At 73.7% G+C, this 26,196-nt stretch carries 21 protein-coding genes; 11 read left to right on the top strand and 10 right to left on the bottom strand.

The window, feature by feature from the left end; translation table 11 throughout:
* Window positions 1-411, top strand: coding sequence for a rhodanese-like domain-containing protein (locus ACFQLX_RS09600; RefSeq protein ID WP_386413771.1), 411 nt, complete (start codon window positions 1-3; stop codon window positions 409-411).
* A gap of 233 nt (window positions 412-644) precedes the next feature.
* Window positions 645-2,927 (top strand): MMPL family transporter, encoded by a 2,283-nt coding sequence (locus tag ACFQLX_RS09595; RefSeq protein WP_386413770.1) that lies wholly within the window; start codon window positions 645-647, stop codon window positions 2,925-2,927.
* A 75-nt stretch (window positions 2,928-3,002) separates the two neighbouring features.
* Here ACFQLX_RS09595 and ACFQLX_RS09590 read toward each other — a convergent pair whose 3' ends face one another.
* Complete coding sequence (locus tag ACFQLX_RS09590) at window positions 3,003-3,722, bottom strand: exonuclease domain-containing protein (protein ID WP_386413769.1); 720 nt, start codon at window positions 3,720-3,722, stop codon at window positions 3,003-3,005.
* A gap of 94 nt (window positions 3,723-3,816) precedes the next feature.
* A complete protein-coding gene (locus ACFQLX_RS09585) occupies window positions 3,817-5,100 on the bottom strand; it encodes an SAV2148 family HEPN domain-containing protein (protein WP_386413768.1) in 1,284 nt (427 codons plus the stop codon).
* A 204-nt stretch (window positions 5,101-5,304) separates the two neighbouring features.
* On the opposite strand from ACFQLX_RS09585, the gene glgX reads away from it, so the two are divergent.
* From glgX to ACFQLX_RS09555, 6 genes are all read left to right on the top strand, one after another.
* Window positions 5,305-7,455 carry a glycogen debranching protein GlgX gene (gene glgX, locus ACFQLX_RS09580; protein ID WP_386413803.1) on the top strand — a complete coding sequence of 717 codons (2,151 nt, stop codon included), beginning with the start codon at window positions 5,305-5,307 and terminating at the stop codon, window positions 7,453-7,455.
* Between the two features lie 30 nt (window positions 7,456-7,485).
* Window positions 7,486-9,918 carry a malto-oligosyltrehalose synthase gene (gene treY, locus ACFQLX_RS09575; RefSeq protein WP_386413767.1) on the top strand — a complete coding sequence of 811 codons (2,433 nt, stop codon included), beginning with the start codon at window positions 7,486-7,488 and terminating at the stop codon, window positions 9,916-9,918.
* Window positions 9,919-10,086: 168 nt separating this feature from the next.
* Window positions 10,087-11,697, top strand: coding sequence for a penicillin-binding transpeptidase domain-containing protein (locus ACFQLX_RS09570; protein ID WP_386413766.1), 1,611 nt, complete (start codon window positions 10,087-10,089; stop codon window positions 11,695-11,697).
* Between the two features lie 69 nt (window positions 11,698-11,766).
* Entirely contained in the window at window positions 11,767-12,669 is a 903-nt protein-coding gene (locus tag ACFQLX_RS09565; RefSeq protein ID WP_386413765.1) for a GNAT family N-acetyltransferase, read from the top strand.
* Window positions 12,670-12,725: 56 nt separating this feature from the next.
* Window positions 12,726-14,456, top strand: a complete 1,731-nt coding sequence (gene treZ, locus ACFQLX_RS09560; protein ID WP_386413764.1) for a malto-oligosyltrehalose trehalohydrolase — start codon at window positions 12,726-12,728, stop codon at window positions 14,454-14,456.
* A gap of 10 nt (window positions 14,457-14,466) precedes the next feature.
* Window positions 14,467-14,934: an NUDIX hydrolase gene (locus tag ACFQLX_RS09555; protein WP_386413763.1), complete on the top strand. Its 468-nt coding sequence runs from the start codon at window positions 14,467-14,469 to the stop codon at window positions 14,932-14,934.
* A gap of 1 nt (window position 14,935) precedes the next feature.
* Here ACFQLX_RS09555 and ACFQLX_RS09550 read toward each other — a convergent pair whose 3' ends face one another.
* The 8 genes from ACFQLX_RS09550 to ACFQLX_RS09515 all read right to left on the bottom strand — a co-directional run bounded on the left by ACFQLX_RS09550 (window position 14,936) and on the right by ACFQLX_RS09515 (window position 22,514).
* On the bottom strand, window positions 14,936-16,099 hold the full coding sequence (locus ACFQLX_RS09550; protein ID WP_386413762.1) for a lactate 2-monooxygenase: 1,164 nt from the start codon (window positions 16,097-16,099) through the stop codon (window positions 14,936-14,938).
* Window positions 16,100-16,184: 85 nt separating this feature from the next.
* Window positions 16,185-17,126 carry an aminoglycoside phosphotransferase family protein gene (locus ACFQLX_RS09545; protein ID WP_386413761.1) on the bottom strand — a complete coding sequence of 314 codons (942 nt, stop codon included), beginning with the start codon at window positions 17,124-17,126 and terminating at the stop codon, window positions 16,185-16,187.
* Between the two features lie 11 nt (window positions 17,127-17,137).
* Window positions 17,138-18,097 carry a hypothetical protein gene (locus ACFQLX_RS09540; RefSeq protein ID WP_386413760.1) on the bottom strand — a complete coding sequence of 320 codons (960 nt, stop codon included), beginning with the start codon at window positions 18,095-18,097 and terminating at the stop codon, window positions 17,138-17,140.
* 80 nt (window positions 18,098-18,177) lie between these two features.
* The gene (locus ACFQLX_RS09535) at window positions 18,178-19,044 is read right to left on the bottom strand and encodes a phosphatidylinositol-specific phospholipase C/glycerophosphodiester phosphodiesterase family protein (RefSeq protein WP_386413759.1); all 867 of its coding nucleotides are present in this window, start codon (window positions 19,042-19,044) and stop codon (window positions 18,178-18,180) included.
* A 203-nt stretch (window positions 19,045-19,247) separates the two neighbouring features.
* Complete coding sequence (gene msrB / locus ACFQLX_RS09530) at window positions 19,248-19,658, bottom strand: peptide-methionine (R)-S-oxide reductase MsrB (RefSeq protein ID WP_386413758.1); 411 nt, start codon at window positions 19,656-19,658, stop codon at window positions 19,248-19,250.
* A gap of 4 nt (window positions 19,659-19,662) precedes the next feature.
* Entirely contained in the window at window positions 19,663-21,054 is a 1,392-nt protein-coding gene (gene murC, locus ACFQLX_RS09525) for a UDP-N-acetylmuramate--L-alanine ligase (RefSeq protein WP_386413757.1), read from the bottom strand.
* Window positions 21,055-21,142: 88 nt separating this feature from the next.
* Window positions 21,143-21,613 carry an indole-3-glycerol phosphate synthase gene (locus ACFQLX_RS09520; RefSeq protein WP_386413756.1) on the bottom strand — a complete coding sequence of 157 codons (471 nt, stop codon included), beginning with the start codon at window positions 21,611-21,613 and terminating at the stop codon, window positions 21,143-21,145.
* A gap of 136 nt (window positions 21,614-21,749) precedes the next feature.
* Entirely contained in the window at window positions 21,750-22,514 is a 765-nt protein-coding gene (locus tag ACFQLX_RS09515; protein WP_386413755.1) for a pyrimidine reductase family protein, read from the bottom strand.
* Between the two features lie 194 nt (window positions 22,515-22,708).
* Between ACFQLX_RS09515 and zapE the strand changes: the two genes are divergently transcribed.
* The 3 genes from zapE (at window position 22,709) to ACFQLX_RS09500 (ending at window position 26,191) form a co-directional block, all read left to right on the top strand.
* A complete protein-coding gene (zapE, locus tag ACFQLX_RS09510) occupies window positions 22,709-23,749 on the top strand; it encodes a cell division protein ZapE (protein ID WP_386413802.1) in 1,041 nt (346 codons plus the stop codon).
* A gap of 116 nt (window positions 23,750-23,865) precedes the next feature.
* Window positions 23,866-25,230, top strand: coding sequence for an alkaline phosphatase PhoX (locus tag ACFQLX_RS09505; protein ID WP_386413754.1), 1,365 nt, complete (start codon window positions 23,866-23,868; stop codon window positions 25,228-25,230).
* A 100-nt stretch (window positions 25,231-25,330) separates the two neighbouring features.
* Complete coding sequence (locus ACFQLX_RS09500; protein WP_386413753.1) at window positions 25,331-26,191, top strand: polysaccharide deacetylase family protein; 861 nt, start codon at window positions 25,331-25,333, stop codon at window positions 26,189-26,191.
* Window positions 26,192-26,196 lie beyond the last annotated feature (5 nt).

Here is a 26,196-nt window from a genome sequence, read left to right as displayed (position 1 = left end):
ATGTCGATCGACGACAAGCTCGATGCGGCCCGGCGGACCCTGGACCGGGTGCACCCGGTCCAGGCGGCGGCCGAGGCCGTGCGGGGCGCGGTGCTGGTGGACACCCGCCCCGAGTCGATGCGCCGGGCCGACGGGACGATCCCGGGCGCGCTGATCGTCGAGCGCAACCACCTGGAGTGGCGCTGCGACCCCGACTGCGAGGCGCGCCTCCCGCAGGCCGTCGACCACGAGGTGCGCTGGATCGTCTTCTGCGACGAGGGCTACGCCTCCTCCCTCGCCGCCGCCTCCCTGCGCTGGATCGGTCTGAACCGGGCGACGGACCTGGTCGGCGGCTTCCAGGCATGGCGGCGGGCGGGCCTGCCGGTGGAGCCGGCGGAGGCGTCGCCGTGGCTCGACTCGCTGTGCGTGTAAGGGACATGTAGGGGCCGGGCCGCCCCGGGTAGGGGACGCACCCCTTCCCGGGGATGAGGGCGCGCCCCTCCCCAGGGGGGAGAGCCCGCCGTCCGGTTCACCGGCCAGCACGATGGGATCGCCCCCTTCCCGCCCCTAGTTTCGAGGGAGTGGGCGGGGACAGCGGGTTCCCGCCGCGGGGACCTCTCGTCCCCGCTGCCGGACGAGGGGGCATTGCCGTGGCGGACCGCCGCTTGGAGTCAAGCCGTACACATGGAGGGGGTGGCCGCTCCGGGCCGCGCGGCCTCGCGGCGCGCATCGGCGGCTGGAGTGTCACGCACCGCTGGGCGGCCGTCGGGATCTGGGTGCTCTTCGTCGTCGGGGCGATGCTCGCGGGCGGGGCGGCGGGGACGGTCGAGGTCCGCCAGAGCGACTCGCTGCCGGGCGAGATGCACGACTCGCTGAAGATCCTGGAGGACGCGGGAATCGAGGAGCCGGCCGGTGAGACCGTGCTGGTGCAGAGCACCGCCTCAGGGCCCAAGGCCACCGCGCCGGAGTTCCGGGCGGCGGTGGACCAGGTCATCAGCGCGGTGCGCGGCACCGGGAAGGTGACCTCGGTCGTCTCGCCGTACGAGGCCGACACCATCTCCCGGGACGGGCGTTCCGCGCTGGTGCAGTTCGCGGTCAAGGGTGATCCGGAGACCGCGCTGGAGCGGGTCGAGCCGGTACTGAAGGCCGTCGAGGGTGTGCAGAAGCAGTACGAGGGCGAGTTGGTGATCGAGGAGATCGGCGCCGCCTCCATGAACAAGACCTTCGAGGACGCCTTCGGCAGCGACTTCAAGAAGGCCGAGTACTCGGCGGTGCCGGTCGCCTTCGGCATTCTGCTGATCGCCTTCGGCGCGCTGGTGGCGGCGCTGCTGCCGGTGGTGCTGGCGATCACCGCGATCATGGCGACCTTCGGTCTGATGGGTGTGGTCAGCCACTTCCAGCCGATGAGCGACACCGCCAACTCGGTGATGCTGCTGGTGGGTCTGGCCGTCGGCGTGGACTACTGCCTGTTCTACCTGCGCCGTGAGCGCGAGGAGCGCCAGAAGGGCCGCGACGCCCGTACGGCGCTGGAGATCGCCGCCGCCACCTCCGGGCGCGCGATCCTCGTCTCCGGTGTCACGGTGATCGTGGCGATGGCGGGGATGCTCTTCACCGGGCTGACGGAGTTCGAGTCGATGGGCGTGGCCTCGCTGGTGGTGGTGGCCGTCGCCATGGTGGGCTCGGTGACCGTGCTGCCGGCGCTGATGTCGCTGCTGGGCGAGCGGGTGGAGAAGGGCCGCGTGCCGTTCCTCAGCCGGCTCAAGGACCGCAACGGCGGCGAGAGCCGGGTGTGGGCCGCGGTGCTCTCGCGGGTGCTGCGCGCACCGAAGACCGCGCTGGCGCTCTCGGCCGGTGCGCTGCTGGCCATCGCGCTGCCGGCGGTGGGGATGAACACCGCCAACCTCACCCTGGACCAGGAGTTCGGCGACTCACTGCCGATCGTGAAGACCTACGAGCGCGTCAACGCGGCCTTCCCCGGCGGCTCGGACCCGGCGCAGGTGGTGGTACGGGCCGGCGACATCGACTCCCCCGAAGTACGGGGCGCCATCGCCGAGTTCAAGGAGCGGGCGCTGAGCAGCGGGGCCTCCAGGGGCCCGGTGGAGATCACCACGCACGCGAAGGAGAACGTCGCGGTCATCGACGTGCCGCTGGTGGGCGGCTCGGACCGGGAGGTGGCGGAGCGGAGCCTGACGCTGCTGCGCGACGAGATCCGCCCGGAGACGCTGGGCACGGTCACGGGCGTCGAGGCGCCGATCGGCGGCCAGGTCGCGGCGTCCAAGGACTTCAACGACAAACTGGTGGGCGCGGTGGTGCCGGTCTTCGCCTTCGTCGTGGTCTTCGCCTTCCTCCTCATGCTGATGTCCTTCCGCTCCCTGACCGTCGCCGTCACCTCCATCGTGCTGAACCTGCTGTCGGTGGGCGCCGCCTACGGCATCCTCACCATCGTCTTCCAGCACGGCTGGGGCGCGGGTCTGGTGGGCGCCGAGGGAGTGGGGGCGATCATCTCCTGGCTGCCGCTCTTCCTCTTCGTGATCCTCTTCGGCCTGTCGATGGACTACCACGTCTTCGTGGTCTCGCGGATCCGCGAGGCCCGGCAGCAGGGCCGCTCCACCCGGGACGCCATCGCCCACGGGGTCATCACCACGGCCGGCGTGGTGACCAGCGCGGCAGTGATCATGGTGGCGGTGTTCGCGATCTTCGGCACCCTGTCCATGCAGTCCATGAAGCAGATGGGGGTGGGCCTGGCGGCAGCGGTGCTCATCGACGCGACGCTCATCCGCGGCGTACTCCTCCCCGCGGTCATGGCCCTGCTGGACGACCGCAACTGGTACCTCCCCCGCTGGCTCGACTGGCTCCCGGACCTGACCCACGACGAGCCGGCGGATCCCGCGGGCCTGGCAAAGCCAACGACCGCGACCACCCACGACGACGACCGCATCCCGGTCTGAGCGTAGGACCGACCGGCAACCAGGGGGGCGGGCCCGTACGGCCGCCCCCCTGCACCCGTAGGAAAGGCCGCGCGGCTACCGCTCCCCCACCGGCTCGCGCAGCGGCCACCCCGCGTCCACGTCATCCCCCGACCGCCCCTGCGACCGCAGCCAGTGCCGATACCCGGCGGCCCAGTCCGCGTACCAGCCCACCTGCCGCCGATGCAGCTCCCAGACCGACGCCCTCGCAACCTCCGGATGCCGCAGGGCAACCGCCCGGGCGACCCGGACCGCGGCCAGCGCGTCCGCCCCCGCCTCGTGCGCGGCGTCCAGCACCACCCCGTACTCCACGCACACCGCCTCCAGCGTGCGCTTGCCCTTTCGGTAGCGGTCCACCGCCCGGTCTATCGTCAGCGGATCGACCACCGGCCCCGGCTCACCGCCGCCCATCCGCTCCCCGAGCGACGGCAGCCCGTACCGCCCCAGCTCGGCGGCCAGCAGACTCAGATCGAAGGCCGCGTTGTACGCCACGACGGGCCGCCCGGCCCGCCAGTGCCGCACCAGCTCCGCCGCGACCTCCTCGACCACCTCCGCCGCCGGCCGGCCCTCAGCGGCGGCCCGCGCGTCCGTGATCCCGTGGATGGCGACCGTCGCCGCGGGGATGGGCACACCCGGGTCGGCCAGCCACTCCCGCCGCGCCGTCGGCTCCCCCGCGCGGGTCTCGATCACGGCGGCCGTGACGATCCGCGCCTCGCGCGGATCCGTCCCCGTCGTCTCCAGGTCGAAGCCGATCAGCTCTCCGGCGTGCCAGCCCATGCGTCCTCCCCATCCGGTGGTACGTCCCCCTCGTGCCTCCACACTCCCACGCGGGTCTGACAATCCCGGAGCAGGAGACCACCGGATCCCCCGTTCAGGAGACCGGCCGGGAGTCCCCCCACGCCTCCTGGAACTCCTCGCGGTAGGTCTCGAAGAGCCCCGGCTCCCCGCCACCGTGCCCGTGCACCAGCTCACGCCCCGCGGAGCGCAGCACCAGCGCGGGTGTCTCCATCGCCCGGGTGCGCCGCAGATAGGTCTGCACCACGCCGACACCGTCCGGCCGGTCGCCGTCGACCAGGTACGCGGTGAAGCGCGGGGTGTCGTCGAAGACCCGTATCTCGAAGGCGCTGCCCGGATCCTGGCCGACGGCCATCCGCACCCGGGAGCGCACCCGGCGCATGTAGCGGATGTTCAGCTCCACCGACCGCGACAACTCGCCCTTGCGCAGCCCCAGTTCGCGCTCGCGGCGGCGCACCGCGCTGCCGGCCGGGTTGAGGAAGAGCAGCCGCACCCGGCAGCCGGCCTCCACCAGGCGCACCAGCCGGCGGCCCGAGTAGTTCTGCACGAGGAGGTTGAGCGAGACGCCCACCGCGTCGATCCGCCGGGCGTCGCTGAAGAGGTCCTCCACCGGCAGCTGCCGCTGCAGGCGCACCCGGTCGGGGTGGACGCCGACCACGTCGGCGTAGCGGTCGCCGGCCATCTCCTCCACGGCGTCGACCGCCAGGCGCCCGGCGGCGGGTATCGCGCCGGCGCCGGGCGCGGTGCCGCCGAGCAGGTCCAGGGCGCGGGCGGCGGCCCGTTCGGCCTGGGCGAGGACGGCCTCGGTGAGGGCCCGGTTGCGGGAGACGACGTTGCGGGCCACCTCCAGCTCGTCCAGGGACAGTTCCAGGGCGCGCCGGTCGGCGAGGAAGGGCTCGAAGCAGGGCCAGTGCTGGACGAGCAGCTCGCGCAGCTGCGGCAGGGTGAGGAAGACGAGGAGCTGGTCGTCGGCGGGGTCCAGGAGGTAGCCCTTGCGCCGGCTCACCTCGTGGACGGCGACGGCCCGTTGGACCCATTCCTGGCCGGCGGGTCCGGCGGCGGCGACCACCCACTCCTCGCCGTGCACGGGCTCGTATATCGGGCGCAGTACCGAGCCGACCACGGAGCGCAGCCGCTGCTCCACGAGGTTGAGCCAGATGTACGCGCGCCCCGCCCGGCTCGCCCGGGTGCGCACCTCGCCCCAGGCCTCCGCACCCCACTGCACCAGGCCCGCCCCTGCTCCCGTCTGCACGGGGCGTACCACGGTGACCGCTCCCGGCGTCGTCCCGCCGCCCGCCTCCCCGCCCCGCGCGCTGCCGCCCGAGGCGCCGGGTGGGAGCTCAAGACCTCCCGGACTCAACGCCGCACCGCCCCTCGACTCCCCCGTCCATACGATCACCGCAGCGTACTGCGCCCCGGGGGTGAGCGCAGCCCGATCCCCCGGTTGGCCACGGCGTCCGCGCCCCGCCGCCGTAGGATGACGCGGGCCGTGGAAGAGGCAGTTGACGGGGAAAGCCATCCAAAGGAAGCAGCCGGGCACAGCAGCCGGGGGGAGGCCGCCATCATGCAGGTCTGGCCGGGTCGGGCGTATCCGCTGGGCGCCGTCTACGACGGGGCGGGGACCAACTTCGCCGTGTTCTCCGAGGCGGCCCGGCGGGTGGAGCTGTGCCTGCTGCACGACGACGGCTCCGAGACGGCGGTGGAGCTGCGGGAGAGCGACGCGTTCGTGCGGCACGCCTATCTGCCGGGGGTGATGCCGGGGCAGCGCTACGGGTTCCGGGTGCACGGTCCGTACGAGCCCGGGCGCGGTCTGCGCTGCAACTCGGCCAAGCTGCTGCTGGATCCGTACGCGAAGGCCGTGAGCGGGGCGATCGCCTGGGACGAGTCGGTGTACGGCTACCACTTCGACCGCCCGGAGGTGCGCAACGACCTGGACTCGGCGCCGCACACGATGGCCTCGGTGGTGGTGAACCCGTACTTCGACTGGGGCGACGACCGCCCGCCGCGCACCGACTACCACGAGACAGTGGTCTACGAGGCGCACGTCAAGGGCCTGACGATGCGGCACCCGCAGCTGCCCGAGGAGGTGCGCGGGACGTACGCCGCGCTCGCGCACCCCGCCGTGCTGGAGCACCTCACCTCGCTGGGCGTCACGGCCGTCGAGTTGATGCCGGTGCACCAGTTCGTCGACGACCACCGGCTCGCGGACCTGGGGCTGCGCAACTACTGGGGCTACAACACGATCGGCTTCTTCGCCCCGCACAACGCCTACGCCTCCTGGGGCGACCGGGGCGAGCAGGTGCTGGAGTTCAAGTCGGCGGTGCGCGCCCTGCACGCGGCCGGCATCGAGGTGATCCTCGACGTCGTCTACAACCACACCGCCGAGGGAAACCACCTGGGCCCCACGCTCTCCTTCCGGGGGCTGGACAACGCCTCGTACTACCGGCTGACCGACGACCGCCGCCACTACATGGACACCACCGGCACCGGCAACTCCCTGCTGATGCGCAGTCCGCACGTCCTCCAGATGATCATGGACTCGCTGCGCTACTGGGTGACGGAGATGCGCGTCGACGGCTTCCGCTTCGATCTGGCGGCCACGCTGGCGCGGCAGTTCCACGAGGTGGACCGGCTCTCGTCGTTCTTCGACCTGGTGCAGCAGGACCCGGTGGTCAGCCAGGTGAAGCTGATCGCCGAGCCCTGGGACCTGGGCGAGGGTGGCTACCAGGTGGGCAACTTCCCGCCGCTGTGGACGGAGTGGAACGGCCGGTACCGCGACACGGTGCGCGACCTGTGGCGGGGCGAGCCGCGCACGCTGGCGGAGTTCGCCTCCCGGCTGACGGGGTCCTCCGACCTCTACCAGGACGACGGGCGCCGGCCGATCGCCTCGGTCAACTTCGTCACCTGCCACGACGGTTTCACGCTGCGCGACCTCGTCAGCTACGACCGCAAGCACAACGAGGCCAACGGGGAGGGCGATCGGGACGGCGAGAGCCACAACCGCTCGTGGAACTGCGGGGTGGAGGGGGACACGGACGAGGCGGCCGTACGGGAGCTGCGGGCCCGGCAGATGCGCAACTTCACGGCCACGCTGCTGCTGTCGCAGGGGGTGCCGATGATCAGCCACGGGGACGAGTTCGCCCGTACGCAGCGGGGCAACAACAACGTCTACTGCCAGGACAACGAGCTGTCGTGGGTGCGCTGGCCCGTCCCCGAGGGCGCCGACGGCTTCGGCGAGGAGGACCGGACGGCGCACGATCTGCACGCCTTCACGCAGGCGATGATCAGGCTGCGGCGCGAGCACCCGGTCTTCCGGCGGCGGCGCTTCTTCCACGGGCGGCCGGTGAGCGGGACGCACGACGAGCTGTCGGACATCGCGTGGTTCACGCCGGAGGGTGCGGAGATGACCGGGGAGGACTGGCAGGCGGCGCAGGCGACGTGCCTGACGGTCTTCCTCAACGGGAGCGCGATCTCCGAGCCGGGGCCGCGGGGGGAGCGGATCACGGACGACCTGTTCCTGCTGATGTTCAACGCGGGCGCGCAGCCGAGGGAGTTCACGGTGCCGGTCGGCCATGGTTCGGGGTGGCAGGTGGTCGTGGACACCGCGCGTCCGGATCCGGTGCCGCCCGGGGAGGGGGCGAAGGTGGCGGCCGGGGAGCGGCTGGTGCTGGTGGACCGGGCGGTGACGGTGCTGCGGCGGCCCGGCGAGGGGTGACTTCCCTGCCCGCATGGGTAGTTGCGTGACATGCCCGCTTCCGTGACCCCTTCGTATCCGGTGCCCACCGCCACCTACCGGCTGCAGCTCCAGCCCGGTTTCGGCTTCGCGGAGGCGGCGGAGGCGGTGCCCTACCTCGCCTCGCTGGGCGTCTCGCACCTGCACCTGTCGCCGGTGCTGGAGGCGGTGCCCGGCTCCACGCACGGCTACGACGTGGTCGACCACACGGCGGTACGGGCCGAGTTGGGCGGCGAGCGGGGGCTGCGCGCGCTGGCCGCCGCGGCGCGGGGGCACGGGCTGGGGCTGGTGGCCGACCTCGTGCCCAACCACATGGCCGTCCCCGCGCCCGAGCGGCTCAACGCGCCGCTGTGGGAGGTGCTGCGGGAGGGGCGCGCCTCGCCGTACGCGCGCTGGTTCGACATCGACTGGTCGCAACACGGCGGCCGGCTGCTGATGCCGGTGCTGGCCGGTCCGCTCGGGGAGGAACTGGAGCGCATCGAGGTCGGCGGGGGCGTACTGCGCTACCACGAGCACGAGTTCCCGCTGCGGGCCGGCACGGAGGGGCTGGCGCTGCCCGCTCTGCTGGCGGCCCAGCACTACCGGCTGTCCTGGTGGCGGCTGGCGCGGACCGAGCTGAACTACCGGCGCTTCTTCACGGTCTCCTCGCTGATCGGCGTGCGGGTGGAGGATCCGGAGGTCTTCGAGGCCACGCACGCCACGATCGTGCGGCTCGTACGGGAGGGGGTGCTGGCGGGCCTGCGGATCGACCACCCGGACGGACTGGCGGACCCGGCGGGCTATCTGGCGCGGCTGCGGGCGGCGACGGGCGGCCGGTGCTGGACGGTCGTGGAGAAGATCCTCGCGGACGGCGAGCGGCTGCCCGGGGACTGGCCGGTGGCGGGGACGACGGGGTACGAGGCGCTGCGGCAGGTGGACGGGGTGCTCGTACCGGCGGCCGGGGCGGCCGAACTGGCCGACCACTACCGGGAGTTCACGGGGGTCGCCCCCGACCGGGGCGGCGCGTGGGATCCGACGCGCCGCCGGGCCGCGTACCGGGTGGTGACGCGGGAGCTGGCGGCGGAGGTCGCCCGGCTGGTGCGTACGGCGGGGCGGATCTGCGCCGGCGACCCCCGGTTGGCGGACCACGCGCCGTGGGCGCTGGAGCGGGCGGTGCGCGAGACGCTGGTACGGCTGCCGGTCTACCGCCCGTACGTGGCACCGGGCGGTGAACCCCGGCCGCAGGACGTGCGGTTGCTGACGGAGGCGGCGGAGGGCGCCCGCGCGGCCTTCCGCGTACCGCAGGAGGCGACGGCGGTGGACGTGGTCCGCGAGGCGGCGCTGGGACGGCTCGGGGACGGCCCCGAACACGCGGACTTCCGCGCCAGGTTCGCCCAGACGGCCTCGGCACTGCGCGCCAAGTCGGTGGAGGACACGGCGTTCTACCGCTACACCCCCCTGCTGTCCGCCTGCGAGGTCGGCGGCTGTCCGCAGGCGCCGGCAATCACGCCGGAGTCCTTCCACGCCCACTGCGCGTACGTCCAGCGGGAGTGGCCGCACACGGGCACGGTGCTCACCACGCACGACACGAAACGCAGCGCGGACGTCCGGGCCCGCACGGCGGTGCTGGCCCAGTACCCGGCGCAGTGGGCCGCCTTCCTCGCCTCGCTGCGGCCCGGCCCCACCCCGCCGCCGGACGCGCACCTGGCCTGGACGGCCTGGCAGACCTCGTACGGCATCGGCTTCCCGCACCCGGACGCGGTGGTGCCGGCGCTGCTGAAGTCCGTACGGGAGGCCGCGCTGCGCACGACGTGGACCGAGCCCGACGCCGCGTACGAGGCGGCGGTGCGCGCGTTCACCGAGGCGGGCCCGTGCGGGCCGGGGGCGTACATGACGTCCTTGTTCGCCAACGAACGCGCGGCGGCGATCGACGCCAACGAACTGGGCGCCGCGCTCCTGCACCTGACGATGCCGGGCATACCGGACCTCTACCAGGGCACGGAGTCGCGCTACCTCGCCCTGGTCGACCCGGACAACCGCCGCATCCCCCACTTCCCCCCGCGCCCCCACGAGCCGGGAGCAGGCCCGCAGGACGGTAAACGCGACCTGACGGCGACGGCGCTGCGACTGCGGCGGACACACCCGGACTGGTTCGACCACCGGGGGACGTACGCGCCCCTCCCCGCCGCAGGCCCGGCAGCGGACCACCTGCTGGCGTTCACCCGCTCCGACGAGGTGATCACCGCGGTCACGCGGCTGGCGGGCGTCCTGGAGCGGGCGGGCGGCTGGCGCGACACGGCGCTCCCCCTCCCGGCGGGCGACTGGCACGACACCCTGCGCCCCGCCGCACCACCACTGCACGGCCGCGTCCGGGCGGCGGAGCTGTTCGCCGGATCACCGGTGGCGCTGCTCGTACGGACCGCGCCCCGGGACCGGCAGCAGGACCGGCCCCAGAACCGGCCCTAGCAGCCCACCGCCCTGCCCGTTTTCCTCTCTCCTGTGCGGGAACGCCGTACGCTGCCCGGCGAAGTGCGGCGAAATCGTGACGGGAGCGCCCACAGCGTTGTCAGTGCCCCGGGTTAGATTGCGCTTGCCCGCGGGGGCGGGTGAGGTACGGGGAAACGGGGTGGGCGGATGCGTTCCGCTGGGAAATGGCTGCTCGGGCTGGTCGTCGTCGCCATGGTGGCGCTGGCCGGGCTGGGGGTCTACAACATCATGGGCGGCCTGGGCGGCTCGTCCGCGTCCGGTTCGGAGCGGCGGACGGGGCCGCTGACGCGCGACGAGGTCGCGGACGCGGCACAGGCGTTCCTCACCGCCTGGTCGAAGGGCGAGCTGCCCAAGGCCGCCGCGCTCACGGACGCGGACGCGGCGGCGCTGACGGGGCTGCGGGGGTACGGCGCGGAGGCCCTGATCAAGAAGCCGGTCTTCACGCCGAAGCCGCCGCAGGGGGCCGAGGTCGCCTTCGGTGTGAAGGCGAAGGTCGTCTACCGCAGGATAAGCAAGCCGCTGTCGTACGAGTCGAAGCTGACGGTCGTACGGGGCTCGGTGACGGGCAGGCCGCTCGTCAAGTGGCAGCCCTCGGTGCTCCACCCCGAGCTGGGCGCCGGCGAGTCGCTGGTGACGGGCGAGGCGCAGGCCCCGCAGGTGGACGCGGTGGACCGCAACGGCCAGTCCCTGGACCCGGCGAAGTACCCCTCGCTGCGGCCGGTGCTGGCGGGGCTGCGGGAGACCTACGCGGGCAAGTTCTCCGGTGAGCCCGGGGTGGAGCTGGGCATCCGGGGCGGGGAGAGCGGCAAGACGCTGCTGACCGTGGCGAAGGGCAGGCCGGCGCGGCTGGAGACGACGCTCGACGCGGGCGTGCAGGCGGCGGCGGAGAAGGCCGTCGGGCGCTACGACGACGCCTCGGTGGCGGCCGTCGACCCGGCCACGGGCCGGGTGCTGGCCGTGGCGAACTCCGGCGACGTCGACTTCAACGCCGCGTTCATGGGCGGGCGGGCGCCGGGGTCGACGTTCAAGATCGTCACGGCGGCGGCGCTCTTCACCGCCTCCCCCTCGACCACGCCGCGCAGCACCACCAAGTGCTTCGACAGCCTGTCCATCAAGAACGGCAAGTCCTTCCGCAACGACGAGGGGCTGGTCGGTATCGACGGGGACTCCACCCTCATGGAGAACTTCGCCCGCTCGTGCAACACCGGGTTCCTCCACTACGCCAACCTCTCCGCCCCCCTCGGCGACAGCGCCCTCTCCGAGACCGCGAGCCGCTACTTCGGGCTGGGGCGCAACGACTGGACCACGGGCATCAAGTCCGCCGACGGAAGCGTTCCGACCGGCAGCGGCGACGCCAAGTGGGCGGCGCTGATCGGCCAGGGCGCCGTCACGATGAACCCGCTCAACATGGCCTCCGTGTCGGCCACCGTCAGCCGGGGCGCCTTCCACCAGCCGGTGCTGCTGCCCGAGGTCGGCAAGCCCCTCGCCCAGGCCAGCCCGCTCCCCGGCACCGTGGGCGGCTACCTGCGGGACATGATGCGCCAGGCCGTGCGGACCGGCACGGCGGCCGGGCTGGGGCTGCCCCCGGGCTCGGGCGCCAAGACCGGCACGGCGGAGGTCGACGGGGCGAAGGCCGACAGCTGGTTCACGGCCTTCAGCGGCGACGGGCGCATAGCCGCCGCCGCGTGGGTGCAGGGCGGCGGGCACGGGCGCGACGCGGCGGGTCCGATCGTGGTGAAGGTGCTCAACGCACGCTGATTCGAATTCGGTTGAGAAACGCGCACAGTGCGGCGAGAGTGAGCGCTCACCTTCCGGAAGGAAAACCCTGTGACCGATCTGGTCATCCGCTCCCTCGCCGCCGGCGAGGAGCACCTGTTCCAGCAGATCCCCGACCACCCCGCCCTGGGCAAGAGCGCGTTCGGCCACCCCTGGGCGAGCCTCGCGCAGGGCGGTGAGTACCGCCTCGACTGGTGCTGGGTCGCCCTGCGCGGCGAGCGCGTCGTCGCCCGCGCCGCCTGGTGGGCGGGCCCGAAGGACGAGGAGCCGATCTCCCTCGACTGGTTCGACTTCACCGACGCCGAGGCCGCCGTGCAACTGCTGCGCACGGCGCCGCTGCGCGCCGAGTACGTGCAGCTGCTGCCGGCGCACTGGCGGGACGACCCTGCCGTGCGCGCGCAGGCGCAGGCCCGTATCGACGCCGCGTCGGCCGCCGGGATGAAGCCGCTCGTGGAGCGCTTCCAGTACGAGTGGACGCCCGACTGCGGGCTGCCCGAGCGCCCCGGACGCCTGGAGTTCCGCGCCGAGCCCGACGACGAGAGGATCCTCGACGTCCTGCGCCTGGTCGAGCAGGGCACCCTCGACGCGCACGCCCGCAGAGCGATCGACGAGGGCGGCGTCGAGCAGGCGGCGCGCGAGGAGCTGGAGTTCTTCCAGTGGTGCCCCTCGCCGCGCGAGTGGTGGCAGCTCGCGTACACGAAGCAGGGCGAGCTGGTGGGGCTGCACATCCCGGCCCGCAACCAGACCAACCCCATCGTCGGCTTCATCGGCGTCGTCCCCGCTCAGCGCGGCCACGGCTACGCCTACGACCTGCTGGCCGAGACGACGCACGTGCTGGCGGAGGCCGGCGTACCGAAGATCGTCGCCTCGACGGACTTCGGCAACGCGCCGATGGCCCGCAACTTCGAGAAGGCGGGGTATCCCATCGTCCAGGAGCGTTACTTCATGCACTGAGGCGTGATGTCCGAGGCGCCGTGGCGCAGTTGCATCTCCGCCCCCACCATGGGGGAATGCTGTTCGAGGTGTGGGCGCCGCGCGCCCGGCGGGTGGAGTTGGTGCTCGCGGGGCGGGCTCGGCCCCTGCGGGCGCGGGGGCGGGGCTGGTGGGAGGTCGAGGCGCCGGCCGGGGACGGCGACCCGTACGGGTTCCGGCTGGACGGCGGCCCGCTGCTGCCCGACCCGCGCTCGCGCCGGCAGCCGGCGGGGGTGGACGGCCCCAGCGCGGTGTACGACCACGGCCGCTACCCCTGGCGCCATCCGTGGCCGGGGCGCCCGCTGCCCGGCGCGGTGCTGTACGAGCTGCACGTGGGCACGTACACCCGCGACGGCACCCTCGACGCGGCGGCGGACCACCTCGGCGAGCCGGCCGAACTCGGCGTGACACACGTGCAGTTGATGCCCCTGTCCCCCTTCCCGGGCGTCCACGGCTGGGGCTACGACGGGGTGGGCCCGTGGGCCGTGCACGAACCCTACGGCGGCCCGGAGGCGCTGAAGCGTTTTGTCGACACGGCCCACGGCCACGGCCTGGGCGTGGTGCTGGACGTGGTCCACAACCACCTCGGACCGCACGGCAACCACCTCCCCGCCTTCGGCCCCTACTTCACCGACGGCCGGCAGACCCCGTGGGGCGCGGCGGTGAACCTCGACGGACCGGGGTCGGACGAGGTGCGGGCGTACTTCGCCGGCAGTGCGCTCTCCTGGCTGCGCGACTACCGCCTCGACGGTCTGCGCCTGGACGCCGTCCACGCCCTGCACGACACCCGCGCCACGCACTTCCTCGCCGAGCTGTCAGCCCAAGTCGACGCGCTTTCAGCCGAGTTGGGCCGCCCCCTCTTCCTGATCGCCGAGTCAGACCTCAACGACCCCCGCACCACCACCCCGCGCGCGTCCGGCGGCCTGGGCGTCCACGCCCAATGGAACGACGACCTCCACCACGCCCTGCACGCCACCCTGACCGGCGAGTCCACCGGCTACTACGCCGACTTCGCCGCCGACCCCGCCCGCGCCCTGGCCAAGACCCTCACCGGCGGTTTCTTCCACGACGGCACGTACTCCTCCTTCCGGGCCCGCCCCCACGGCGCCCCGCTGGACCGCGCCGCCGTGCCCGCGTACCGCCTCCTGTCCTACGCCCAGACGCACGACCAGATCGGCAACCGCGCCCAGGGCGACCGCCTGGCGGCGAAGCTCCCGCCGGGCCGACTGGCGTGCGCGGCGGCGCTGGTCCTGCTGGGCCCGTACACGCCGATGCTGTTCATGGGCGAGGAGTGGGGTGCGCGCACGCCCTGGCAGTACTTCACCGACCACACGGACCCGGAGCTGGCGGAGGCTGTACGCCGGGGCCGCCGCCGGGAGTTCGCGGCACACGGCTGGGCGGCGGAGGAGATCCCCGACCCCCAGGACCCTGCCACCCGCACCCGCTCCTGCCTGGACCGGACGGAACGGACCCGCTCCCCGCACGCAGCCCTCCTCTCCTGGCACCACCGCCTCATCGCCCTACGCCGCACCCACCCCGCCTTCACAGACCCGGACCTGACGCGCCTACGCGTGGACGTAACGCCAGGCCCGGTGGTCCGGCTGGGACGCGGCGACGTCGAGGTGGCGGTGAACCTCGGCCCGGAAGCAGTCCACCTGGAGACGGCCGCCACCCTGATCGAGAACTGGGGCGTACCCGAACGCCCCGCGGGAAGCGGCACGTTGACCCTCCCCCCGAACTCCGTGGCCGTACTGCGCCGCACCTCCTAGCATGATCGCCATGCGCACTCCGCGAACAGCCGCCCGCCTCGCGATCCTCGACCCGGCGGGCGCCGTCCTCCTCTTCCGCTATCCGCCCGGCGAGATCCCCACCTACTGGGCGATGCCCGGCGGCGGTCTGGAGCCGGGGGAGTCGCCGCTCGACGGCGTGCTACGCGAGGTCGAGGAGGAGACCGGCTGGACGGACCTCAAGCCCGGCCCGCTGCTGTGCACCTGGACCCACGACTTCACCCGCCAGGGCGTGCCGGTGCGCCAGTCCGAGCACATCTACCTGGCCCGCGGCCCGCACCGCGAACCGACCCCCGGGGCGGTCGCCCGCCACGCGGACGACGACATCCTCACCTGGAAGTGGTGGACGCCCGGGGAGCTGGCCACCGCGACCGAGGACCTGTGGCCGCCGCACCTCCCCGGTCTCCTCGCCGCGTTGCCCGCCCCGCCGGTCGACCTCGGCTACGTACCGAACCCCTGAGCTACTCCAACGACAGGCTCCCCGGCCCCACTTCGGCCACCGAGGAGTGCCCCGACAGGCCCAGTGTCAGGTCCAGGTCGGCCAGCAGGCTCCGCAGGACGTGGCGTACGCCGTCCTCGCCGCCGAGCGCCAGTCCGTAGGCGTACGGGCGCCCGTACAGCACGGCCTTCGCGCCCAGCGCCAGCGCCTTGAGCACGTCGGCGCCGGTGCGCACGCCCGAGTCGAAGAGGACGTCGAGCCGCTCGCCCACGGCCGCCGCGATCGGCTCCAGCGCGTCCAGTGAGGCGACGGCGCCGTCGACCTGCCGGCCGCCGTGGTTGGAGACGACGATGCCGTCCATGCCGGCGGCGGCGGCGCGGCGGGCGTCGCCGACGTGCTGGATCCCCTTCAGCACGATGGGCCCCTCCCAGTGCCGGCGCAGGAAGGGCAGCCGGTCCCAGGTCTTGTCCGTGCCGGTGAAGGTGGGCACCCACTTCAGCACGGCCGAGAGGACGTCCTCCTCCGGCGGCTTGGCCAGCCCGGCGCGGAAGGCCGGGTCGGAGAAGGGGATGGCGCAGCCGACGCCGCGGATGAAGGGCAGGTAGGACTGGTCGAGGTCGCGGGGGCGCCAGGCCAGGGTCCAGGTGTCGAGGGTGACGACGAGGGTGGTGAAGCCGGCCCTGCGCGCGCGGTCGAGGATGCTGACCGTGACGTCGTCGTCGTTGGGCCAGTACAGCTGGTACCAGCGCTGCCCCGCGCCGTTCGCCTGCGCGACGTCCTCGATGGTGTGCGAGGAGGCGGTGGAGAGCACCATCGGCACCCCGACGCCGGCGGCGGCGCGGGCGGTGGCCAGCTCCCCGTCCTCGTGCAGGATGCCCTGCACCCCGACGGGCGCGAGCAGGACGGGCGCGGCCAGCTCCTCGCCCAGCACGGTGGTAGCGAGGCTGCGCTCGGTGGCGCCGGTCAGCATCCTGGGGACGAGCCGGCGGCGGTCGAAGGCCGCGCGGTTGGCCCGCTCGGTCGCCCCCGACCCGGCCGCCCCCGCCACGTACCAGTACGGCCCGTCCGCCAGCCGCTCCCGGGCGGCCTCGGCCAGCCGCGTGGGGTCGGTGGTGAACGGGGGCGTCTGGTCGGCCAGCCCGTTGAGGTAGATCTCGGGCTGGTAGTTACCGTACGACTGGCTCACGACGAGCTCCTCCCTGCTCCGCAAGGATTCTCCGCCACCGCGCCCCACTTGACTACCCGCCGGTACGGATCACCTCGCCGTACGGTCACACCCCCGCCGCCCCCGCGAGCAGCCGCGCCTGGCGCATCGCCTCCGCTCCCCCGCCCCGATCCCCCCGGTCGGCCAGCCACAGCGCCGTCTCCACCCGCCGCGCCGTCCCCCACGCCGCCAGCCGCCGCGCGTCCTCGTCCAGTACGTCCGCCAGCAGCGCCAGCCGCTCGGCGAGCACCCGGTCGGGGGACGGCAGCGCGTAGGGGTCGTCGATCTGCTCCAGCAGCGGGTACACGTCGTAACCCGGGTCCCCCACCATGGGTTTGGCGTCGATGGCCAGCCACGGCAGGCGCTCGGCGGCCAGTACGTTGCCGGGGTTGAAGTCGCCGTGGACGACGGCCGAGCGGGTGGCGGAGGCGGGCAGCTCGCGCAGCAGCGCCGCGCCGCGCGCCACGAGGCCGGGGTCGTAGCCGGGGGACAGCCGCGCCATCCGCTCCTCCACCAGCCGCGCCCAGCCGGACGTCACCGCGCCGAGCAGCGGCAGCCCGTGCCCGGTCGGCACCGCGACGCCCCACAGCCCCCGCAGCACCGCCGCGCCCAGCCCGAGGCGCGTCCCGGCGGGGAGGTGGTCGGCGCGGGCCAGTGCTCCGCCGGGGGTGCAGCGCTCCACCAGGAGTGCGAAGTCGGCCGGTTCGGCCCGCAGCGCGCGTACGGCGAAGTGGCCGTCCCAGATGCGCAGTCCCTCGGCCTCTCCCGCGGCCTCGGGGTGGGGCCAGGTCAGCTTGAGGACCGCGGGTGCGCCGTCGGCTGTCTCGACCGGGGCGACCCACGAGCAACTGCCGCCGCGATAGGGGCGCTTCAGCCGCAGCGACCAGGCGTCGCGGTACGCGGCGACGAGCGCGGGCAGCCCGTCGAGCCACGCGCGGGCGCGCGGCTCGCGGCGGCCCAGCTCCGTGAAGACCGGCAGGTCCGGGGGGAACAGTTCCGCGTCCCCCACCTCCGCGCCCCTCACCCCTCCCGATCCGCCTCCTGCGCCAGCCGCTCCAGGACCTGCTGGAGGTCCACGCCCACCGTGACCGTCACCGTGCCCTCGGCCATCTCGCTGAGCTGGGTGAGCAGTCCGCCGCGCCACCAGTAGATGTGCGGGCTGACGGGGCCGACCGCGTCCTCGTGGCCGGCCGCCGCGTAGCGTGCCATGCCGCCGAGGCTCGGGATGACGTGGATGTCCTCGATGGGGTGGAAGACCAGCTGGTGGCGGAAGGGCATCGCCACCAGCGCGCCGTCCGGGCCCAGGGGGCGGCCGGTGACGCGCTGGACCAGCTCGTCCAGCAGCAGCACCCGGCTCGCGGTGAAGAAGGAGTCGCCCATCACCACGTGGAAGCGCTGCCCGTCGCCCTGGTCGACCGCCTCGTGCCCCTCGACGGGCAACTCCCGCAGATTGCGCACGGCTTGGGCGCGCAGCGCCGCCGCGCCGCCCAGCGGGTCCAGCGCCTCGTCGTTGAGCAGCATCACGCTCTCCGGCAGGTCGAGCGCGAGCACCTCCGACAGGCCGGGGGTCAGCTGCCGGGCGTAGTCGAAGGGGCCGCGCTCGACCAGCGCGGACTCCACGACCCGGGGGTAGACGCGCCCGAGCAGCTGCTCGGGCGCCATCGTCTCCAGCGCGGAGGGGCCGTCGAGGGTGCGCAGCAGTACGGAGATGTGCCGGCGCACCAGCTGCGGCCACAATCGCACGCCGCGCTCGTCGTGGTGGCAGCTGGCCGCCAGGTTGTTCAGCCCGAACTCGCGGCCGGTGTCGTCCACGGCGTGCTCGGCGTAGAGCGTCACCTCCAGGCCGTGCTCGGCGAACGCCTCGCGCACCGAGCGGCGGAAGAGCGCGCCCTCGGTGGCGGAGAAGAACTCGAAAGCGGTGTCGCGCGGCGCGGCGCGCCCGTCGCGGCGCTCACCGCGTCCCCAGCGGAATACCCCCATGGCGCCCCCCACTCGCACGCGCGATCTTGAAGCGATCCTACCCGTGGTACGGGCCCGCTATCCGTGCCGTTGTGCCCCCTCTATGCCCCGCCGCGGGCACGCAGGAACGCTTCGAGCCCCGCCAGGTCGTCCGTGTTGAGGTGGTCGACGCCGGCGGCGAGCAGTTCGCTCCACACGGCGTCGCGGGCCTCGCCCGCCACGTCGGGGGTCGCCCAGAAGCGCAGCCGCTGGCCGCGCGCGTGGCACAACCCGGCTATGCGGTGGAGCAGTTCGCGCTGGTCGGCGGGCATCTCGCCGACGCCCTGCCAGGTGAAGCCGGCATTCCAGTTGCCGCTGACCAGGGGGATGAAGGAGGCGGGTGCGTCCGTCTCCAGGTCGGTGAGGCGGCCGTCGTAGAAGGCGTAGCGCACCCGCTCGGCCTCCATCGGCACACGTGCCGCGCGGTCGCCGGAGATGACGGCGGTGACGGCACGCGGGTGGACGCGGCCGTCGACGGCGTAGCTGAACAGCCCCCGGTAGCGCCGCAGTACGCGGGCCAGCTCCAGGTACGTCGCCTCGCCCCGGTCCTTGATGTCGACGAGCAGCTGCACGGGATGGGGGTAACCGGCGTACACGCTCCCCCGGTTGAGGGCGACGCGCCGCGCCAGCGGCTGGAGGTAGAGCGCTTCGAGCGTACGGGCCGGGTCGAGGGTCGCCTCCTCGTGCGCGACGAGGAGGCGCCCGTCCCGCAGGAAGATGTCCGCCTCGACGGAGGTGAAGCCGTGCCCGAGGGCGTCGAGCAGCGGCCGCGCGTGCAGGTAGTCGTTGTGGGCGTGCGCACGCCGCAGGGGGGTCGCGCCGGCCTCGTGGGCGGCGGCGCGGGGAGCGGGCAGCACGAGTCCGGCCGCAGCGCCGCCGAGGGCGGCGGTCAGGGTGGCGACGGCTTGGCGGCGGGTGGGACGGTACACGGTTTCCTCCCGGGATCGACGACGCGGCGGCCTCGCACCGGGCGCGCGGAGCCAGCCATGAGCATGACCCGCCCCGAGCCCGCACAGAAGACGCCCACCGGAAGTTCCGTATCCCGTCGACCGCCGTTCGCCCGCACGCCGGAGGGCCGCGGCATCCCGCGGCCCTCCGGTCCCGCCTGCGCGCCGGGTGTCCGGCGCCCCGCCTACTCCCCGTCCCGCGGCGCCAACCGCAGCGAGACGCTGTTGATGCAGTAGCGCTGGTCCGTCGGGGTCGGGTAGCCCTCGCCCTCGAAGACGTGGCCCAGGTGGGAGCCGCACGTCGCGCAGCGGACCTCGGTGCGCTTCATGCCGAGCGAGTGGTCCTCGATCAGCTCGACCGCCTCGGAGCGGGCGGGGTCGTAGAAGCTCGGCCAGCCGCAGTGGCTGTCGAACTTCTCCGTCGAGCGGAACAGCTCCGCCCCGCAGCCGCGGCAGTCGTAGACGCCTTCCGTCTTGGTGTCGGTGTACTCACCGACACCCGGCGGCTCGGTGCCGGCCTCGCGCAGCACCTGGTACTCCTGCGGCGTCAGCTCCGCACGCCACTGCTCGTCCGACTTCTCGATCTCGTACGACATCGACTCACGCCTCCAGAGCGGTCAGGATTCCCGGCCCGAGGTCGGTCACGTCCCCGGCGCCCATGGTCAGGACGAGGTCCCCGGGCTTGGCCATCGCGGCCAGCACCCCGGGAGCGGCCTCCTTGGCCAGCACGGGCGTGACGTCCGCGCCCGCCGCCCGCGCCGCGTCCACGATCAGCGCCGACGTCACGCCGGGGACCGGGTCCTCGCGGGCCGGGTAGATGTCAAGGACCACCGAGGCGTCCGCGAGGGCCAGCGCCTCGCCCATCTCCCGGCCCAACTCCTGGGTACGGGAGAAGAGATGGGGCTGGAAGAGCACCAGGATGCGCCCCTCGTCGCCGACGGCCGCGCGCATCGCCTCCAGGTCCGCCGTCATCTCGGTGGGGTGGTGCGCGTAGGAGTCGATGACCTGGACGCCGGCCGCGCTGCCCTTCAGCTGCAGCCTGCGCTTGACCCCGGTGTACGAGCCGAGCGCCGCCGCGAGTTCGGCGGCCGGGATGCCCGCCGCGGCGCCCGCGGCGAGGGCGGCGACGGCGTTGAGGGCGTAGTGGCGGCCGGGGACGCTGACGGTGAACGCCAGCTCCTCGCCGTCGAGCAGCACGGTGACCTCGCTGGTCAGCCCGCGCGGGGTGATGGACAGCACCCGCACGTCGGCGTCGGCGGCCTCGCCGTAGGTGGTGACGGCCAACTCCGGTGCCAGGCGCCCGCGCAGCTCGCGTGCGCCGTCCTGGTCGGCGGCCAGGACGAGGGTGCCGCCGGGGGTGATGCGGCGGGTGAAGATCTCGAAGGATTCGTAGATCTCGTCCATCGAGGCGTAGTTGGCGTGGTGGTCCAGCTCCACGTTGAGGATGATCGCGACCTCGGGCGCGTACGTGTGGAAGCTGCGGTCGCTCTCGTCGGCCTCGGCGACGAAGAACTCCCCGGCGCCGTTCTCGGCGTTGGAGCCGGGCTCGTCGAGGTCGCCGCCGATCGCGTACGAGGGGGAGAGCCCCAGCGTGCGCAGGGCGACACCGAGCATGGAGGTGGTGGTGGTCTTGCCGTGCGTGCCGGCCACGGCGATCGGACGCAGCCCGTCCATCAGCGCGGCGAGGGCGTCGGAGCGGTGGACCACCGGGATGCCGGCGGCGCGGGCGGCGGCCAGCTCCGGGTTGTCGGCGCGGATGGCGGAGGAGACGACGACGGCGGTGGTGTCCGGCGTGAGGTGCGCGGCGTCGTGGCCGATGTGCACGGTGGCGCCGTGCGCGCGCAGCGCCTCGGCGGTCGGCGACTCCCTGGCGTCGCTGCCGGCGACCCGGGCACCGCGCTGGGCGAGGATCTTGGCGATACCGGACATCCCGGCTCCGCCGATACCGATGAAGTGCGGCCGGTCCATCGTGGGCGGGATCGCCGGTGCCATGCGCGTCTCCTAGCTTGGGGGGTCCGGACCGATTCTCGCACTACGGCCGCGGGCGGCACGGGCGGCCGTACGTCCGCTCGCGTGCCGCCTACACGTCGTTGTGGGCGAAGAGTTTCAAAACGGGCACCCCCACCTTGTGCCGCGCCCGTGAGGCCCAGTCGCGGTGGAAGAACTCCTCCACCTGGTGCGGCGCCGTCAGCACGATGACCTCGTCGGCCTTGTGCTCGGCGACGGCCTTGCGCAGCGTCTCCAGCGGATCGCCCTCGACGATCTCCCCGGACGCCTTCGCCCCCGCGTCCCGCAGTGCCTTCACCGAGTGCTTCAGTGCGGTCTCGGCCGGGGAGACGGCCGCCTCGCCCTCGGGGACGTGCCCCTCGTGCACCGCCTCGTCGAACTCGCCCAGGACGACGTCGTCGAGGGAGCGCAGCAGCCGGTCCTGGTTCCCGCGCGGCTGCAGCAGCACGTAGAAGGTCACCGGCTCGTCGCCGTGGAGCCGCGTCACCATCTCCACGTCCACGGGAACCAGGGGTTTCTCGATCATCAGCACTGTGGTGATCACGGCGTGCGTCCTCCATGCCTGCGGCGCCCCCTCGGCGAGGGGTGCTCCAGAAACGATCCTGCGGCTCCAGTCTGCCCAGTCCGCACTAAACGGAACGAGATATTCCGCGAAACGGAACGGGGTATTCCGCTCATTGTCAGCTCCGACGGTAGCGGGTGAAGAGGAAGCCGGCCTCCTCCATGAGCGAGCCGAGGGCGAAGTCCCGGGGGACGGGCAGCTCCGTCTTCCCCTCCATCACCCGCGGCGCGTCGCCGAGCGCCACCCGGGGCGCCAGCGTCAGGCACAGCTCGTCCAGCGCCCCGGCCGCGGCGAAGGAGGCGAGCACCCGGGGCCCGCCCTCGCAGAGGATCCGGCCCAGGCCCCGGTCGGCGAGGGCCCGTACGGCGTCGAGCGGGGCCGCCCCGGCGCCCGGCCCGGCGAGGACGACCTGCGCGCCCGCCGCCCGCGCCGCCTCGACCCGCTCGGCCGGGGCCCGCTCGCCCGTCAGGATGAGCGTGGGCGTCAGCGGCTCGGTGAAGAGGGGTTGGCCGAAGTCGAGGTCGAGGCTCACGCTCAGGACGGCGATCGCGGGCGCCGGGGTCTGGCCGCGCTCGCGGCGCCGCGCGGCGAAGGCCTCTCGGGCGCGGGCGGGGCGGTAGCCCTCCTGGCGAACCGTTTCCGCACCGACGACCACCACGTCCGCCAGCGCCCGCAGCACACCGAAGATCCGCATGTCGGCCTCGCTGGAGAGCGGCTGCGAGCGGCTGCCGACATGGGCCGCGCCGTCCAGCGAGGAGACCATGTTCGCCCGCAGCCAGACGGGGGCGTCCTCGGGGTACGCGTAGACCTCGGCGAGTTCGGTGAGGCTCCACTCGCGGTCGGCGGCGGCGAAATCACTCGAAACGGGGAACAGACGTCGCATGGGAGGCAGTGTGGCACGGCCCGCTCGGGCCCGAACCTCCGCGCACACCTCGGCATCCGGGCACCTACCATGGACAGGTGCCATCCTCCAGCCCTTCGCCCATACCCGCCGCCACTCCCCCATCCGGGGCGCCCGGAACGTCCGGTACGTCCGGGACCGCCGGGACCGCCGGAGCCCCCTCGGCGCCCGGTGCGCTGAGCGAGCGCCGCCCGCAGGTGCCGGCCGAGCGGCTGGTGGCCGAGATGGTGCCGCCGCCGCGCTTCGACTCGGTGCGCTTCGCCACGTACGTCCCCGACGCCTCCCAGCCCAGCCAGACCGAGGCGGTACGGGTCCTGTCGGACTTCGCCAGCGGCCTCGGCGGCGGCGCCACGGCGGTCGGCGGCGGGGTGAAGCGCTGGTTCCGCAAGGCCCCCGCCGCTCCCGCGGGCCCGCGCGGCGTCTATCTCGACGGCGGCTACGGCGTCGGCAAGACCCATCTGCTCGCCTCGCTCTGGCACGCGACGCCCGCCGCCCCGCAGCTCAAGGCGTTCGGCACCTTCGTGGAGCTGACGAACCTGGTCGGCGCGCTGGGCTTCCAGCAGACCGTGGCCACGCTCAGCGGCCACCGGCTGCTGTGCATCGACGAGTTCGAGCTGGACGACCCCGGCGACACGGTGCTCGTCTCCACGCTGCTGGGCCGGCTCGTGGACGCGGGCGTCGCCCTGGCGGCCACCTCCAACACGCTGCCCGGCAAGCTCGGCGAGGGCCGCTTCGCGGCGGCCGACTTCCTGCGCGAGATCCAGGGCCTCTCGGCGCGCTTCCGCCCCCTGCGCATCGACGGCGAGGACTACCGCCACCGGGGCCTGCCCCAGGCGCCCGCGCCGTTCTCCACCGAGACGGTCACCCGGGTGGCCCACACGACGCCGGGCGCGACACTGGACGCCTTCCCGGCGCTGCTGGAGCACCTGGCCTCGGTGCACCCGAGCCGCTACGGCGCGATGACGGACGACGTCGCGGCGGTCTGCCTGACGGGCGTCAAGGAGGTCCCCGACCAGTCGACGGCGCTGCGCCTGGTGGTGCTGGCCGACCGGCTCTACGACCGCGAGGTGCCGGTGCTGGCCTCGGGGCTGCCGTTCGACGCGATCTTCAGCGGGGAGATGCTGGCCGGCGGCTACCGGAAGAAGTACTTCCGCGCGATCTCCCGCCTCACCGCGCTGGCCCGGGACGCGGGGCCGCTGGCGGCGGCGCGGGGCTGAGCGCGGGGCGACACGCTGAGGCGCCGGGCGCACGCCCCGTTCACATGCCGTTCATCAAGTGGTAGACACGACCCCGCACATCTCCTGTCCTCCAGCAGGAAGTTGACCTGACTCAGATGACGTCACGACGTGAACTCCTCGCCCGTACCGGCGCCGCCGGCGTGGGCATCGCCTTCGCCGGGGCCGTCGGCGAACTCTTCACCGGCTCCAGCGCCGCCGCCCGGGGCATGGGCACGGGGGCGGGCTACGGCCCCCTCGTACCCGATCCGACCGGACTGCTCGACCTGCCGGAGGGCTTCGCCTACCGCGTCCTGTCCCGCACCGGCGACCCGCTGCGCTCCGGCGAGGGCCCGGTGCCGGGCAACTGCGACGGCATGGCCGCCTTCGCCCTGGGCCGCGGCTCGGTGGCGCTGGTGCGCAACCACGAGAACCGCCCCACCGCGAAGTACCCGGTGCCGGCGATCGACGGCCTGACCTACGACCCGGGGGCCAAGGGGGGTTGTACGACGATCCACCTCGACCGGCGCGGCGAGGTCACCGACGAGCGGGTGTCGATCGCCGGTACGGCCGTGAACTGCGCCGGCGGCCCCTCCCTCTGGGGGACCTGGCTGACCTGCGAGGAGAACGAGGACCGGGCCGGCACCAACGGCTACACCAAGGACCACGGCTTCGTCTTCGAGGTCGACGCCCGCGACCCGTACCGCAGCGGCGCCGTCCCGCTCACCGCGATGGGCCGCTTCCAGCACGAGGCGGTGGCCATCGACCCGCGCACGGGGGTGGTGTACGAGACGGAGGACGCCTTCGCCTCCCCCTTCGGCCTCTTCTACCGCTTCCTGCCGGCCAAGCCGCTCGGCGGCCCCGGCTCGCTGCGGGCGGGCGGGCGGCTGCAGGCGATGCGGGTGCCCGGGGTCGCGGACCTCTCCTCCGTACAGGAGACCGGCACGGTCTTCCACGGCATCGAGTGGGTCGACGTCCCCGACCCGCTCGCCGCCCAAACCCCCATCCGCGACCAGGACTTCGGCCCGCTCGGCATCACCCACGGGCAGAAGCTCGAGGGCTGCTACTGGGGCGGCCGCAGCGTCTACTTCGTCTGCAGCTTCGCCCGCGCCGCGGACGGCTCGGCGGCGACGCACTTCGGCCAGGTCTGGCGCTACGACCCGCAGGCGCGCACGCTCAAGCTGGTCATCGCCTTCGGCCCGGACACCGACGTGCAGCTGCCGGGCGAGGAGCCCGACAACATCGCCCTGGCCCCCGACGGCGGCCTGATGGTCTGCGAGGACGGCGAGGGCGTCCAGCACGTGTACGGGCTGACGCGCGGCGGCGAGGTCTACCCGATGGCGCGCAACGCGCAGAACATCGGCACTCCCGAGGCCCCGGAGTGGGGCGAGTTCGCGGGGGTGACCTTCTCCCCGGACGGCCGGACGATGTACGTCAACGCGTACACGCCCGGGACGACCTTCGCGGTCACCGGGCCCTGGTGAGCGGGCCGGTCGGCCTTTCGGCGTAACCCCCTGCGCCGCCCGGGGCGCCGCCGTCACCGCCTGCACGAAAACCACATAAGTCGTACTTACGCTCCGGGGCATGACCACCGTGCCCCGGAGCGTCCGCACGCTGACCCTGCTCATCACCGCCGCCGCACTGCTGGCGGGCTGCGGCGGCCCGGCACCCGACGAGGACGCCCGGGGCGGCGCCGGGCACCCCGGCAAGCGCGTCGAAAAACACGCCGCCGAGGCGCCGCGGCGCGCCGCGCAGGCGCCCCGCACCCCCCGCACCGTCACCCCCGTGCGCGCGCACGGCGCCCGGCAGGGCCGGCGCGTGGCGCTGACCTTCGACGCGGACATGATGTCCGACCAGGTGGAGCGGGCCGCCGGCGGCGAGCGCTTCGACAACCCCGAGCTGATCGCCACCCTGCGGCGGCTGCGGGTGCCCTCGACGGTGTTCATGACCGGCGCCTGGGCCGAGCAGTACCCGCGCCAGGCCCGCGCGATCGGCGGCGACCCGCTCTTCGAGGTCGCCAACCACTCCTACAGCCACCACGCCTTCACCACCCCCTGCTACGGGCTGCCCGCCGTCGACCCGGCGGCGATGCGCGCCGACGTGGAGCGGGCCTTCGCCGCCTTCCGGCGGGCGGGCGTACCGGACGTGGTGCCCTACTTCCGCTTCCCGGGCGGCTGCTACGACGCGGCGGCGCTGAAGGCCCTCGCCCCGACGGGGGTCACGGCGGTGCAGTGGGACGTGGCGAGCGGCGACGCCTTCGCGACGGACGCGGCGGCGGTGGCAGACGAGGTGCTGGCGCAGGTGCGGCCGGGCTCGGTGGTGGTGCTGCACTGTACGAAAAGCGCGGCACCGGCCACCGAGGCGGCCGTACGGACGATCGTGCCGGAGCTGCGCCGGCGCGGCTTCGCGTTCGCGAAGGTGTCGGAGCTGCTGGCGGCGCGCTGACGGCC

Origin of the sequence: Streptomyces polyrhachis, assembly GCF_042663125.1 — a bacterium.
Lineage (GTDB): Bacteria > Actinomycetota > Actinomycetes > Streptomycetales > Streptomycetaceae > Streptomyces > Streptomyces polyrhachii.
The sequence above is the reverse complement of the archived record's forward strand: the minus strand, read 5'-3'. Positions and strand labels throughout refer to the sequence as shown.